The 14,438-nt window shown below is 73.7% G+C and carries 12 protein-coding genes; 5 read left to right on the forward strand and 7 right to left on the reverse strand.

Annotation, left to right across the window (positions count from 1 at the left end):
- Positions 1-142: 142 nt before the first annotated feature.
- From ACFXG1_RS16245 to ACFXG1_RS16265, 5 genes are all read left to right on the forward strand, one after another.
- Entirely contained in the window at positions 143-3,475 is a 3,333-nt protein-coding gene (locus ACFXG1_RS16245; protein WP_384743037.1) for a nitrate- and nitrite sensing domain-containing protein, read from the forward strand.
- On the forward strand, positions 3,472-3,957 hold the full coding sequence (locus ACFXG1_RS16250) for a roadblock/LC7 domain-containing protein (protein WP_384721231.1): 486 nt from the start codon (positions 3,472-3,474) through the stop codon (positions 3,955-3,957). Before ACFXG1_RS16245 ends, ACFXG1_RS16250 begins: the two co-directional genes overlap by 4 nt.
- The gene (locus ACFXG1_RS16255; protein ID WP_384721228.1) at positions 3,954-4,394 is read left to right on the forward strand and encodes a DUF742 domain-containing protein; all 441 of its coding nucleotides are present in this window, start codon (positions 3,954-3,956) and stop codon (positions 4,392-4,394) included. Before ACFXG1_RS16250 ends, ACFXG1_RS16255 begins: the two co-directional genes overlap by 4 nt.
- Positions 4,375-5,085, forward strand: a complete 711-nt coding sequence (locus ACFXG1_RS16260) for an ATP/GTP-binding protein (protein WP_384721225.1) — start codon at positions 4,375-4,377, stop codon at positions 5,083-5,085. Before ACFXG1_RS16255 ends, ACFXG1_RS16260 begins: the two co-directional genes overlap by 20 nt.
- Before the next feature lie 101 nt (positions 5,086-5,186).
- The gene (locus tag ACFXG1_RS16265; RefSeq protein WP_384721222.1) at positions 5,187-6,440 is read left to right on the forward strand and encodes a styrene monooxygenase/indole monooxygenase family protein; all 1,254 of its coding nucleotides are present in this window, start codon (positions 5,187-5,189) and stop codon (positions 6,438-6,440) included.
- A 56-nt stretch (positions 6,441-6,496) separates the two neighbouring features.
- On the opposite strand, the gene ACFXG1_RS16270 is transcribed toward ACFXG1_RS16265, so the two are convergent.
- The 7 genes from ACFXG1_RS16270 to ACFXG1_RS16300 form a co-directional block, all read right to left on the reverse strand.
- Complete coding sequence (locus ACFXG1_RS16270; protein WP_384743042.1) at positions 6,497-7,678, reverse strand: NlpC/P60 family protein; 1,182 nt, start codon at positions 7,676-7,678, stop codon at positions 6,497-6,499.
- Between the two features lie 134 nt (positions 7,679-7,812).
- Entirely contained in the window at positions 7,813-8,097 is a 285-nt protein-coding gene (locus ACFXG1_RS16275) for a hypothetical protein (RefSeq protein WP_384723619.1), read from the reverse strand.
- Positions 8,098-8,731: 634 nt separating this feature from the next.
- Complete coding sequence (locus tag ACFXG1_RS16280) at positions 8,732-9,985, reverse strand: hypothetical protein (protein WP_384743045.1); 1,254 nt, start codon at positions 9,983-9,985, stop codon at positions 8,732-8,734.
- Positions 9,986-10,139: 154 nt separating this feature from the next.
- A complete protein-coding gene (locus ACFXG1_RS16285; RefSeq protein WP_384714780.1) occupies positions 10,140-10,871 on the reverse strand; it encodes a TetR/AcrR family transcriptional regulator in 732 nt (243 codons plus the stop codon).
- An 84-nt stretch (positions 10,872-10,955) separates the two neighbouring features.
- Positions 10,956-11,408, reverse strand: a complete 453-nt coding sequence (locus ACFXG1_RS16290; RefSeq protein ID WP_384714777.1) for a DUF3291 domain-containing protein — start codon at positions 11,406-11,408, stop codon at positions 10,956-10,958.
- 44 nt (positions 11,409-11,452) lie between these two features.
- Entirely contained in the window at positions 11,453-12,913 is a 1,461-nt protein-coding gene (locus tag ACFXG1_RS16295; protein WP_384714774.1) for a penicillin-binding transpeptidase domain-containing protein, read from the reverse strand.
- Positions 12,910-14,418: an FtsW/RodA/SpoVE family cell cycle protein gene (locus ACFXG1_RS16300; protein WP_384714771.1), complete on the reverse strand. Its 1,509-nt coding sequence runs from the start codon at positions 14,416-14,418 to the stop codon at positions 12,910-12,912. The genes ACFXG1_RS16295 and ACFXG1_RS16300 overlap by 4 nt, the downstream gene beginning before the upstream one ends.
- Between the last annotated feature and the right edge of the window lie 20 nt (positions 14,419-14,438).

The following is a 14,438-nucleotide window of genomic DNA, read 5'->3' on the forward strand; positions in this document are numbered from 1 at the left end:
CCGAAGCGCGTCTCCCTCCCAAACGCACTGGAATCGTCTGAAGCCGTGCCCGTGCCCGGGGGTGGGATCTCGTGCGTGACCGGTCGTCACCTCTGCTTCATGGGTCAACGGCTGGACGAGTCGAGCAGGATTGCGAGCACCGGTGCAGAACAAGCGGCCTTCCGGGGCCCCGACGGCCGCCCATCAGGCCCCAGGAACGTTCTCGGCGCAGGACACCCCCGTCACCCCCACCCCATACACGGCGGTACCCCTCGAGGTCCCCACGCCCCGCGGGCGCGCCAAGCGCGTCCGCGGCAGGCTGGTCATCGGGGTCACCGTCGTCGCACTCGTCGTGGCCGGCGCCGGAGCCCCCGGACTGCTGGACAGCACCACCGAACTCCGCGACTCCCAGGACCTGGTGACGCTCGCCGAGCTGAACCGCCAGGCCGTGACCCTCGCGCACTCCCTCTCCGACGAGCGCGACGAGGTCACCGCGTACATCGCCGCGGGCCGGGACGAGCAGAGCGGTGAGCGTGCCGAGCGACGGAAGGTCACCGCCGCCCGCAGCGCCCGGGTCGACCGGCAGATAGAGGAGATCCGCGGCTCGGTACCGGACGAACGGGCCGCCCTCCGCCGCGATCTGGCGACCGTGCCGTCCGTCCGCCGGGCCGCCCTGACCGGCAAGGGCACGGCGCTGGAGGCCCACCGCGCGTACACCGCCGTCATCAGCGGTCTGCACGCGCTCGCCGGCGAACTCGCCGAGCGGACCCCGCCGCGGGCCGCCGACGGCACCCGCGCGCCCGCCGAACTGAGCCTCGCCGTCGAGCAGGCGTCGGCCACCCGCGGACTGCTGCTCGCCGCCCTCGCCGTCCCCGGCGCCGAACCCGAGTACGAGACCGACTACCTCGGGCGGCGCGTCGAGAAGGAGAGCGACGAGCAGAAGGCCGCCGCGCAGATCAGCGACGGGCTCAGCGCCCTCGCCCAGCAGGCCAGGGTCCGGGAGGAGGCGGCGCTCGCCGACTTCGACCAGGCCGCCCGCAAGTCCGACCGGGACTCCCTCCTCGCCACCGTCACCGGCGCCGAGGTCAAGGCCGCCGAGAGCTATCTCGCCCGCCTCACCGACGAACCCGGACTCTCCTCCGAGGACCGCGAGACCGACGTCCGCAAGCTGGAGGCCGCCCTCACCGCCCGGATCGAGCAGATGCGCGGCGTCGAGTCGGCGCTCGCCGCCCAGCGGATCACGGCCCTCGAACAGCTCCGTGACGACGATGTCACCGAGCTGGAGGTACGGATCGCCCTCCTCGGCGGACTGCTGCTGCTCGCCGTCGCCGTACTCGCCGCCCTGCTGCGCACCATCACCCGGCCGCTCGCCGTCCTGCGGCTCGGCGCCGCCAGGCTCGCCGCCGCGCCCGAGGTGGAGGAGCCCGTCGGCTTCACCGGCCGCAACGACGAGTTCGCCCAGGCCGTACGGTCCGTGAACACCCTGCACGCCAAGGTCCGCGCCCTCGCCGAGCGCGCCGGGCAGCTGGAGGCCGCCCGCGCCGGGCTCGCCGACGACCGCGACGCGCTCGTCACCGAACTGGCCGCCGAGCGCGCCGACGCCCACCGCCGGGTCGAGGAGCTGACCGCCGAGGTCGAGCGGCTGCGCCACACCGTCGACCACACCTTCGTCAATCTGTCCCTGCGCAACCTCGGCCTCGTCGACCGCCAGCTCTCGGTGATCGAGAAGCTGGAGGAGCGCGAGCAGGACCCCGAGCGGCTGGCCACCCTCTTCAAGCTCGACCACATGGCGACGGTGATGCGCCGCCACAGCGAGAACCTGCTGGTGCTCGCCGGTGCCGAGCACAGCCACGGCCACCCCAACGCGGTCCCGCTCGTCGATGTGCTCCGGGCCGCGGTGAGTGAGATCGAGCGTTACGAACGCGTTGTCATCCAGTCCCTGCCGCCGCACGCCCAGATCGCCGGATTCGCCGCGGACGACCTCAGCCACCTCGTCGCCGAACTGCTGGAGAACGCCACCTCGTTCTCCCCGCCCGAGGCCAAGGTCGAGCTGTCGGGCTGGCTGCTGGAGAACGGCGAGGTGATGCTCTCCGTCCGGGACAACGGCATAGGGATGACCGCCGGGCGGCTCGCCGAGCTGAACGAGAAGCTGGAGAACCCGGCCGCGTTCGAGGAGGCGGCACGGCCCGCGGCCGGCGGACGCAACGGCAAGGCGGGCAAGGGCGGCAAAGCCGCCAAGAGTGCCAAGGACGGCGGCCGGAACGGCGCCTCCGCGCGCACCCACCGCACCGGCAAGGGCGCCAAGTCCCTCGAACCCGAAGGCCTCGGGCTGCGCGTCACGGCGCTGCTCGCCGCCCGCCACGGTGTCCGGGTCCAACTGCGGGACCAGCAGCAGGGCGGGATCACCGCCGTCGTGGTGCTGCCCATGGCCTTGCTGCCGCAGGGCGCCGGGAGCGACCGCCGCGACCCGCTCACCGACTCCGGATCGATGCCCGCGGTACGGCTGCCCGGCTCGGTCGCCGAGGCCAACTCCAACGCCCTGCCCGCCGGTACGCGCGGACTGCCCGAGCGGACCGCCGACAGCGGCGCCGCGGCGGGCGGCCGGGACCTCGCGGCCGCCGAACCGCCCGCCGAACCGTCCGCCGAACCGCTCGCCGTACCGTCGGCCGTACCGCCCGTCGACAACGTTCCCGTCGACCTGCCGGTCGGCGGCCCGGACGACTACCCGGCCGATGCGGCATCCGGACCGGGGGACTTCACCACCGGCGGTACCGGCGGCGGACCTTCGTACGACCTGGCGTACGACGGCGCCCCGTACGACACCGCTCCGTACGGCGTCACCGTCTCCGGGACCGGCGACCACATCCGCCCCGCCGCGGGCGAACTGCCCTCGGGATTCGTCCCGATGACGGATCCGCTGGTGGAGGCCGCCGAGGCGGCCGTACGCGCCGCCGAGAACGAGATCCACACCCGTACCGCCGACGGCGATCCCGCGGCCACGGGGCTCGACCAGGCCACCGTCGAGATGCGGCTCCCGGAGCCCGGGGCGCCCGCGGACGACCCCTTCGCGACCGGGGAAGCGGCCGGAACCGCGCGGGTCGGGGAACCCGCGCGCCCGGTCGGCCCCGATCCGGTGGACTCCGGTTCGGAACAACCCGTTTCGGTGGACCCCGGTGCGGGGAACTCCGGGGACGTACCGGGCGCGGAGGCACCGGCGGACCCCGCCGGGGAGAGCGCCGGCGCCGACGGGCCCGGGGAGCCCGGCCGGTACCGGCTCACCGACAAGGGGCTGCCCAAGCGGACCCCGAGGGTCGTCCGACCCGCCACCGACCCGGGGGAGCGCAGGAGTGGCGGCATCGACGCCGCCGATCTGAGGCGTAGGCTCGGTGGGTTCCAGAAGGCCGCCGAGGACGGCCGCCGCGTGGCACGGGACGAGATCACCCGTACCGCGGCAGAAGAAGAAGCGGGGGACACAGTCGAGGAGGCACGCAGTTGACTGCGACCGGGACGTTCGGCCTGAGTATCGAGGCCCGCAATCTGCACTGGCTGCTGAGCAATCTGGTGGAGGAGGTGCCCGGTCTGCGCTCGGTCGCCGTGGTCTCGTCCGACGGACTGCTGCTGCTCTCCTCCGATCCCGCGCGGAACATCGAGGCGGGCGGCGCCACGACCCCCGCCGAGGGGCCGCGCGGATCCAGCGCCGACCTCGCCACCATCGTGTCCGGAATCGGCAGCCTCACCGTGGGCGCCGCCCGGCTGATGGACGGCGGCGGCGTCAAACAGACCATGGTGGCGATGGAGGACGGCTGCGTCTTCATCATGTCGATCAGCGACGGTTCGCTTCTCGGCGTCCACGCCGAGGCCGACTGCGACATGTCCGTCGTCGCCTACCACATGGGGCTCTTCGTGGGCCGGGCCGGACACGTACTCACCCCCGAACTCCGCACCGAGCTGCGGCAGTCCTTGGAGGAAGCCCGATGACCGGGTCCTTCACCCCGGCGGGCGCCGGACCCGGCGGGGCCACCCCGACGGGCCTGCCCGTACGCGGCGAGAACCGCCGCCCCGCCCGCGTCCGCCCCTACTCCCTCACCGGCGGCCGTACCCGCTTCGGACACGTCCTGCTCGTCGAGACCTTCGTCGCCGCCCTCGAAGCCCCCGCCGAACGCCGGGAGCTGCCCCAGGGCGATCTGTCGAGCCGGGTCATGCCCGAGCTCCAGGCCATCGTCGAGCTGTGCCGCCGGATGCGTACCGTCGCCGAGATCTCGGCGATCCTCAAGATGCCCCTGGGCGTCGTCAGGGTGCTGCTCAGCGACCTCGCCGACCAGGGAAAGATTCGTGTATACGGCACCGGGCACGCCCCGGGACGCCCCGAACGCGCACTGCTCGAAAGGGTGCTGAGTGGACTCCGCCGCCTCTGACACGCTCTCCGCCCCCCGTCACGACGGGGACGACGGCCCGGCCGCCGAGCCGGACCGCGCCATGTCGCGCGGCTTCTTCGGCCTCCCGGCCGGCGACGACGCGTCCGATGAGGGCCTCCAGCCCTGGCAACTCGACCACACCCGGGCGCCGAACGTCGCCAAGGTCGTCGTCGCGGGCGGCTTCGGCGTGGGCAAGACCACCTTCGTCGGCGCGGTCTCGGAGATCACCCCCCTCCAGACCGAGGCCCTGATGACCGAGGCCAGCGCCGAGACCGACGACCTCACCGCCACCCCGGAGAAGCTGACGACCACCGTCGCCATGGACTTCGGGCGGATCACGCTCGACGACGATCTGGTGATGTACGTCTTCGGCACCCCGGGCCAGCAGCGGTTCTGGTTCATGTGGGACGACCTGGTGCGCGGCGCCGTCGGCGCGATCGTGCTGGCCGACACGCGGCGGCTCTCCGACTGCTTCCCCGCCCTCGACTACTTCGAAAGCAGTGGTCTGCCGTACGTCGTGGCCGTCAACCACTTCGAGGGGTCGGAGTACTTCGAGACGGAGGACGTCCGCGAGGCCTTGACCATATCGACGCACGTCCCCATCGTGATCATGGACGCACGCCGCAGGTTCAGCGTCGTGGAGGCCCTGGCCACCCTGGTCACCCACGCACTCGACACCTCACCCGAGTGATCGGGACCCGAGCGATGGGGAACCGCGTGACGGGGACCCGAGCGAATCGGGCGGTCCGGGCGATCCGATCCCACTGAGTCAACCGAGAGAAGAGCTGGCGGATGCGGAAGATACTCATAGTCGGTGCCGGGCAGTCCGGCCTCCAACTGGCCCTGGGACTGCAGAACCAGGGCTATGAGGTCACCCTGATGTCCAACCGCACCTCCGAGGAGATCCGGTCCGGCCGGGTCATGTCGACCCAGTGCATGTTCCACACCGCCCTCCAGCACGAGCGCGATCTGGAACTCAACTTCTGGGAGTCCCAGGCACCCCGCATCCAGGGACTCGGCGTCTCCGTCGCCGGGCCCCCGGCCGGGGACGACCCCGAAGGGCCGAACTCCCGGATCGTCGACTGGGTCGCCCGGCTGGACGGCTACGCCCAGTCCGTCGACCAGCGGGTCAAGATGGCGGGGTGGATGGAGGCCTTCGCCCAGCGCGGCGGCCAGCTCGTCATCCACGGCGCCGCCGTCTCCGACCTCGACTACTTCGCCCGCACCTACGACCTGGTGATGGTCTCGGCGGGCAAGGGCGAGCTGGTGTCCATGTTCGGCCGGGACGTGTCCCGTTCGCCCTACGACACCCCGCAGCGCGCCCTCGCCGTCGCCTACGTCCACGGGCTCGCCCCGCGTCCCGAGCACCCGGACTACGACGCGGTCCGCTGCAACCTGGTGCCCGGGGTCGGCGAACTGTTCGTGATGCCGACCCTCACCAACTCCGGCCGTGCCGACATCCTCTTCTGGGAGGGCCTCCCCGGCGGCCCGCTCGACGTCTTCACGGGCGTCAAGGACCCCGGCGAGCACCTGGCGCTCACCCTGGAGCTGATGAAGCGCTACACCCCGTGGGAGCACGCCCGTACCGCGGAGGTCGAACTGACCGACGGGGGCGGCACACTCGCCGGACGGTACGCCCCCGTGGTCCGCAACCCCGTCGGACGGATGCCGAGCGGTGGACTCGTCCTCGGGGTCGCCGACGTCGTCGTGGCCAACGACCCCATCACGGGCCAGGGCTCCAACTCGGCGTCCAAGTGCGCCGCCGCGTATCTCGACTCGATCGTCGAGCACGGCGACCGGCCGTTCGACGAGACCTGGATGCGGGCGACGTTCGACCGGTACTGGGACACCGCGCAGCACGTCACCAAGTGGACCAACGCGATGCTGGCCCCGCCGCCGGAGCATGTGCTGAACCTGATCGGCGCGGGCGGCGCGATACAGCCCGTGGCCGACCGGATCGCCAACGGCTTCAACGACCCCGCCGACTTCGAGAACTTCTTCTTCGACCCGGAGAAGGCGGGAGCGTATCTGGCGTCCTTCGGCTGAGCCGCTGTTCACGGGCGCGGCCCCTGGATTCCCGGGGGCCGCGCCCGGCTTCGTGCCTAAGGCGCCCCGGTCTCCCCGTAACCCGCGTCGGAGCCCTCCGCCGCCCACTCCGGGATCTCCACGGGACGGTACGAGGGGAGCGGCGCGGCATACGGATCGGGCCGGACCGCGCCCAGGACCGGATTGGCCGCCAGCGGAGACACCTTGACCGTCGCACCGGGCCGGGGCGCGTGCACGACCCGGCCCCCGCCGACGTACAGACCCACATGGGTGGCCTCCGCGAAATACACCACCAGATCACCCGGGCGCAGCTCGCCCACCGGCACCCTCGACAGCGTCCGCCACTGCTCCTGGCTGGTGCGCGGAATCGGCCGCCCCGCCGACGCCCAGGCCCGGGACGTCAGCCCCGAGCAGTCGTACGCGTCCGGGCCCCCGGCGCCCCAGACATACGGCTTCCCGAGCTGCTCCACCGCGTACCGCACCGCGCGCTCGCCCTCGGCGCTCGGCGGGCGTACGTCACCGGGGGCGCCGTCGTCGCCCCCGGCGCCGGTGTCGGCGTCGGCGTCGGCCCCGGCCGTCGTGAGGGCGTCGGGGCCGGTCAGCTCGGCCTGCGCCGCCGGGGTGGTGATCCCGTCGATCTCGTCGGGCGTCAGCCCCGCGAGGGTCTCCTCGACCGCCCCGAGCCGGATATCGGCGGCCTCCCGCGCCCGCCGCCCCTCGGCGGCCAGGGCCCGCTCCCGGTCGAGCGCGGCGCGCGACTCCCGGGCCAGCCGCTCCGCCCGCGCGGAGCGGTCCGTCAGCCCGTGCAGGGTCGCCCGGCGGTCCGTCGCGGCCCGCCGCAGCAGCTGACCCCCGTCGAGGGCGGCCCGGGGGTCGCGGGCCAGCAGCAGCCGCAGATACGCCGACAGCTCCGAGCGGCCCCGGTACTGCTCGCGGGCGAGCAGCCCGGCCGCGTCCCGCCCGTCGGCGAGAGCGTCCCCGGCGGCCGTCAGCTCCCGCCCCAGCCGGGCCGTCTCGGCCCGCTGCGCGGTGAGCCGCGCATCGGCGGCGGCGGCCAGGGAGGCGGCGGCCTCCGCCTCTCGGTACAGGATCTTGAGCCGGTCCAGCAGCTCGGGCACGCTCGCGGGGGCGGCCGGTGTCGCGACGGCGGGCGGGACGGCCGTGACGGCGACCACCGTCGTGACGGTGGCGGCGGCGACGGCCGCCGTGCACACCGCGCGGCGCAGCTTGCCTGACACGTGATCACCTCCGGCCCGGGGGCGGTCCGTCCCGCCGCCCGTGTACCGGATCGTGCGCGTACCCGCCACCGCGCGCCTCCCGGGTGGCCGCATCGGACGCACCCCTTCACTCCTTGCGGCGGAGCGTGCGGCGGCTACGGCGTGTCGGCTCGCCCCGGCGGCTTGGACCACGGCCACTTCAGCTCGCGGGGCTCACGGCCCTCGGCGACGTACACGTACTTCCAGCCGCGCGGCAGCCCGAGCCGCTTGCCGTACCCGGCGGGCTCCCGCCGGTAGGCATGCGTCACGTCCCCACGGCCGTCGTCCTGGGGCACGGGCACCTCGTACCACTTCGGTGGGTGCCCGGTGGGTCCGACGAGCACGTCCAGCACGTGGCCGTCCAGTGGCCCTCCGACGAAGGGTGTCTTCTCGCTTCTCACGGCTCCAGTCTCCTACGGCGCCGCGTGTTTGTCCGTGGGCCGGTGGGTGGCTGGTCGCGCAGTTCCTCGCGCCCCTGGATGTTGTGGTTCAGCTCGTGGGTGTGGCGCGGGGCCCTTGGTGTGTCTTGTCGGGTGAGCGTTGCTCCAGGACCCTGCGGGTTGCTTGTGCGGCGCGGGTTGGTCGGTCGACTCCGGGGTTACCTCCTCGCCATCGGCGGAACCCTGGGCCTTGGCAGCGCTGACCGCTGCACCCCGCCGACGGCTGCGGGGGCAACCCCGCATCCGCCCTCCCCACGCACACGACCATGCAACCGCCGGCCCAGGTGTTTTCAGCGGCGCGGCATCCGAGCCTTCGCAGGGGCGGTCAGTCGGGTATCCAGGGGCGCGAGGAACTGCGCGACAAGCCACGGCCGGGCCGCACCCGAAACACAACCTCGTCCGGAGGGCGATGCCTCCGCAAGGGCCATGAGGTGGGCATCCAGGGGCGCGGGGAACTGCGCGACAAGCCCATCACCGGGCCGCGGGCCGAAGAGCACCTGTGGGCGCCGGACGCGTCCGGTCCCGGCCCCGCGCGCGGGTAGCGGAGGTGCTGGGGGCCCGCGGGTTCCCGGGGATCCTCGGGCCGGGCCGGAGGTTAGAGGTGGACGCGGTAGACGATCGGGGGGCGGCCCGTCTGGCCCTCCTGGCGCCAGCCCGTGGGGACCGCCACCCCCGCCCGTTCCAGGCGCTTGAGGATGCGGCGGGCCGTGCGCTGCTGGACCGCGAGGCGTTCGGCCACGAGATGCGCGGTCAGCCCGTCGCCGGGGCCCTCGGCCACCAGCGCCCGGAGGCGGTCGAGGGTCTTGGGGTTGAGCCCCGTACGCCGGGCCAGCGCCGCCCCCGCGCCCCCGCGCCCCGGGTTCTCCGGCGGCGGCGCGGTCTCGGGGCCGATGACGATGTCGACGTCGTCCTTCATGCAGACGACCGCCGCGACGGACCCCACCGCCCGGGCCCGGGCGACGGCGCGGGAGGCGAGGGCCTCCGCCTCCGCCGCCGTACGCCCGAGGCCGAAGCCGATCCGTACCGAGCCGTGGCGGGCCGAGAGCCCGTCGAGGAAGGGCAGCCGGGTGAACCCGGCCGTCACCTCCTCCAGCACGCCCTTGGTGGTGACGACGAGCGGCCGGCCGTCCGGCAGCCGCGCCAGGCTGCCGCCGAGCATCCGCAGATCCTCCGCGAGGGCGCCCGCCGTATCGCCGTCGCGGCCCGGCTCCGGTGACACCTCCACGATGCCCAGGGCCACCTGCGCGTCCCCGCTGTGCACCCCCGCGGTCGTCAGCAGCAGCGCCTGGAGCGTGGCGCGGATGGAGTGGCGCGACGGGGAGAGCCGTACCGCGTGCAGTTCGTGCTCCATGAGCTGGTACGCCGAGCCGAGACAGGTCACCGCGACCCGCGCGCCCTTGCGGTCCCGGGCGTCGCGGTGGAAGTCGGCCAGGTCGTGGGAGGTCAGCCCGGGACGGTACGGCAGTACCCGGACGTGCTCGGTGGGCAGCATGGCCTCCGTCAGTGTCTCCATGACCTCGGCCCGGCCGAGGGTGTCGATGGAGATCCGGGACACGTCGTGGCCCAGGCGGAGGAGTTCCACCAGCGCGCGCAGCAGGGTCGCGCCGCTGTACGGGACGTACATCGCGGGCCGGTCCGGCAGCCCGGCGGCCTCCGCGACGGCGTACGGGGCGATCCCGGTGAACAGCAGCGCGTCGGTCTCGGCCCCGGCCCGGGCGACGACCTGCGCCGTCTGCTCCTCGATCCGGTAGGGGTAGGGCCGCAGTCGCCTGGCTCCGCATTCCGTGCCGACCACGAGGACCTTGCGTACGAGGTCCTCGGGGCCGATCACACCGACCGTCGTCGCCATCGGCCGGTCTCCCCTCTCGCCTGCGCGGAGGGGGTGTCGCCGCCCCGCGGCTGTCTTCCCGGTGTCGACGGACGGCTGCCCCGGCCCAAGATAATGCCCGCGCGCGGCCTGCGGCATGCGGAGCCGCGGGGGCCTGTGCCCGGGCCCTGCGGGGTCATGGCCGGGGTCCGGCGGCCGGGCCGAGTACCGGACCCACGCGCCGGGCGAGGGTGGCGACGGGCCCGTCGGGCGACTCCCGGGCCATCAGCGCGCCGACGGCCCGCGCGGTCTCGGGGTCGGTCGCGGCGGTCGCGGCGAGCAGGGCGATCAGATGGTCGATCAGCCAGTCGCGGAGTTCGGCGGCCGGGGGTTGCTTCCTCTCGTCCAGCCAGATCAGGGACGCCGCCTCGACGGCGGCGATCCAGGTACGGACCATCATCCGCAGCCGGGGTCCCGGTTCTTCGGTGCCGAGATGACGGAGGATCTCCTCGGCGGCGGCCCGGCGGACCTCGTCCACGATCGCCGTCGTACGGGAGGTCTCGGCGACGCTGCCGCCGCGCAGAAGGGCGCTGAACCCGGCGTCGTGGGAGTCCACGAAGGCGAGGTAGCGGTCGACGACCCGGGACAGCCGCTCGGTGGGCGGCCCGGTGGGCGGCTCGGCGAAGCACTCCTCCAGCTCGTCGGCGGACGAGCGCAGGGCGGCCTCGTACAACTGCTGCTTGCCGCCCGGGAAGTAGCGGTAGACCAGGGGCCGGGAGACCCCGGCGGATTCGGCGACGTCGTCGAGGGAGACGTCCTCGGGCGGCAGATGGGCGAAGAGGGTGAGAGCCGCTTCGAGCAGTTGCGTACGGCGTTGTTCGACACTGAGCCGCCGGTAGGCCCGGGTCGCCGGCGCGGGACTGGTCATGACCGCAGGGTAGCCGGAGGCCACGGCCCGCGCGGCGGTGGGGAAGGGCGGCGAAGGACCGGGAGAGCGGACCGGTCGCGACCCTCACGCTCCCGGCGCGGGGAACGACCGGCCCAGGGTGAACGCCTCCGGGGTCGGGCCCTCCGCGCGCAGGCGGATCAGACGGGATTCGGCCTCGGCGACCGTGGGGCGGTGGCCCGCCGGGACCCACCAGAGGGTCGTCATCGCCTCGTGCACCCGCTCGAACCAGTCGTGGCGGCGGGACAGCAGTTCGCGGTGCCGCCCCTGGTACATGAAGGCGGTCAGGGCGTTCGTGTCGCGCCAGACCGACATGTTCACCAGGAGCCACTCGTCGTCGAACATCCGGATGTCCGTGGCGTCGCCGGTGTCGTCAGCCAGGCGCCAGACGAATCCGTCGGACGACTCGGCGACCGCGTTCACCGGGTCGAGGGCCTCGACGAAGTCCTTCAGCTGGGGGGAGTCGAGGGGGAATTTGAGGCGGGCTATGTTCACCTGGGCGAGTTCGAACGAGGTCATGATCCGAACGATAGATCGGGCGCGGTCGCGGCGGCAGCCCCCGGTCAGCGTCCCCCCAACACCGCCTCCATCACCGCGCGGGCCACCGGTGCCGCGCTGCCGTTGCCGCTGACGCGGCCGCGGACCGCCTCCGCGTCCTCGACGACCACGGCGACCGCGACCCCGGGCTGGACCGCTTCGTCGCCCTGGGCCCAGGCGATGAACCAGGCGTAGGGGATGCCCGTATTGTCCGGGCCGTGCTGGGCCGTGCCCGTCTTGCCGCCGACCCGGGCGCCGCGGATCGCCGCGTTCCGGCCGGTGCCGTCTTCGACGACCCGGACCATCAGGCGCTGGAGGCGCTGCGCGGTCGACGGGTTCATCGCCTGCCGGTAGTAGCGGTGGTGGTACTGGCGTACGGTACGGCCTCCGGCCGTGGTGACCCGGTCCACCAGATAGGGCCGCTTCAGGGTGCCGCCGTTGGCGACGGCCGCCGCCACCATCGCCATCTGGAGCGGGGTCGCGGTGGTGTTGAACTGGCCGATCGAGGAGAGGGCGAGCTGGTCCACCGACATCCGGGTGTCGAAGTTCGAGGGCGCCACCCGGGCCGGGATCCGCAGCGACCGGTCGTTGAAGCCGAAGCTCTCCACCGTCCGCAGCATCGCCGGGAGTCCGGTGCGTGCCCCCAGGGCCGCCATCACCGAGTTGCACGACCACTGGACGGCGTAGGCCAGCGACGCGCCGCCGCAGCCGTCGGCGGCGTCCGGGAGCCGAGTTCTGGTGCCCGGCAGGACATACGGCTCCGGGGTGTCCGTGGGCGCGTCCACGTCCCGGACCAGGCCCGCGTCCAGTGCCGCGGCCGCGGTGACGATCTTGAAGGCGGAGCCGGGCGGATAGGTCTGCCGGATCGCCCGGTTCAGCATCGGCTGGGTGGCCGCCGAGGTCAGCCGGTTCCACGCCGCCCGCGCCGCCGGGCCGGTGCCCGACAGGGCCCCCGGGTCGTACGAGGGGCTGCTGACCAGCGCCAGGACCCGGCCCGTCGACGGCTGGAGCGCCGCGACCGCGCCCCGGCGGCCCGCGAGACCCCGGAACGCCGCTTCCTGCGCGGCCGGTTCGATGGTGGTGAAGACCTTGCCGCCGGAGCGCCGCGAGCGGCTCAGGTCGTTCCACAGCGGGAACGGGGAGAGCAGCGGATCCGCGCCGGACAGCGCCGCGTCCTCGACGTGTTCGACCAGGGACGTGCCGTATGTCTGGGACGCGTAGCCGGTCACCGGCGCGTACATCGGGCCGTCGGTGTAGACGCGTTCGAAGCGGAGCTGCTCCCGGGTGTCGCGTGAGCCGGTGACCGGCCGGTCACCGGCGATGATGTCGCCGCGCGGCTGGGCGTAGCGGGCGATCGGGCCGCGCCGGTTGGCCGGGTTGTCGTCGAGGGACGGGGACTGGACGATCTGCACCCGGGCCGCGTTGACCAGCAGCGCCGCCAGGAGGACCAGACAGAGCCCGGCCGCCCGCCGGATGGGCCGGATCACCGGCCCGCCCGACCCGGTTCACCGGCGAGCAGGGGGGAGTGGACCGCCGTTGGTTCCGGGCGGGCGGGGAGCGGATCGTCGGCCGCGTCGCTCAGCCGGATCAGCAGCGCCACGATGATCCAGTTGGCGACCACGGACGAGCCGCCCTGGGCGAGGAACGGCATCGCCATCCCCGTCAGCGGGATCAGCCCGGTGACCCCGCCGGTGATGACGAAGACCTGGAGCGCCACGATCGAGGCGAGTCCGACGGCGAGCAGCCGTCCGAAGTCGTCGCGGAGACCGAGGCCCGCCCGGTAGCCGCGGGCCACCAGCAGGGCGTAGAGCAGGATCAGCGCCGTCAGGCCGACGAGCCCCAGCTCCTCGCCCGCCGTGGCCAGGATGAAGTCGGACTTGGCGGCGAAGCCGATGAGGGCGGAGTGGCCGAGGCCGAGGCCGGTACCGAGCAGTCCGCCCGCGCCGAAGGCGAAGAGCGACTGGGCGATCTGGTCGGGGCCGAGGCCCGCGTCGACAGAGGCGAAGGGGCGCAGCCAGTCGTCGACCCGGCCGTGGACATGGGGTTCGAGGGTGCCGACGGCGTACGCGCCCGCCGCGGCCAGCACCAGACCGGCCAGGATCCAGCCGGTCCGGCCCGTGGCCACGTACAGCATCAGGACGAACAGGCCGAAGAAGAGCAGGGACGTGCCCAGGTCCCGCTCCAGGATCAGTACACCGACGCTGAGCAGCCAGACGGTGACCACCGGGCTCAGTACCCGGGCGGGCGGCAGCCGGAAGCGCCGCAGCCCCCGGCCCCGGGCGGCCAGGGTGCGGTGGTTGGCGGCGAGATAGGCGGCGAAGAAGACCGCGAGCAGGATCTTGGCGAACTCGCCGGGCTGGAAGGAGAGATCACCGGCGCGGATCCAGATCCGGGCGCCGTTCACCGGTGGGAAGAGGATCGGTACGACCATCAGCGCGAGGGCGGCTGCCACCGATACATAGGCGTACCGGGCCAGGAGGCGGTGGTCGGGCAGCAGCGCCACGACGACCGTGAACAGGCCCACGCCGAGGGCCGACCAGACCAATTGGGCGGGGGCCGCCGCGTCGCCGGGGGTGTCCAGGTCGAGCCGGTAGATGAGGACCAGGCCGAGGCCGTTGAGGAGGACGGCGATCGGCAGGAGGAGCGGGTCGGCGCGGGGGGCGCGCAGCCGGACCGCGAGATGGGCGGTCAGGGCGAGGGCGCCGAGCCCGGCGGCGTAACCGAGGACGTCGGGCGGTACGGAACCGCCGCGGCCCAGGCCCACGGCGGCGTATCCGCAGACCGGGATCAGTACCGCGCCGACGAGCAGGCACAACTCGGCGGCGCGTCGCCGGGGGGCGTCGTCAGGGCCGGGAACCGGACCGGGACCGGGAACAGGGCCGGGAACCGGACCGGGACCGAGAACAGGGCCGGGACCGGGACCGGTACGGGGGTCGGGGCCCGGCCCGGTCGTGGCGCCCGGGTCCGCCCCGGGGTCTGCGCTTGCGGTCATGCGGGGAAACGTAGCAAGAG

It is taken from the genome of Streptomyces sp. NPDC059248 (assembly GCF_042753905.1).
Classification (GTDB): domain Bacteria; phylum Actinomycetota; class Actinomycetes; order Streptomycetales; family Streptomycetaceae; genus Streptomyces.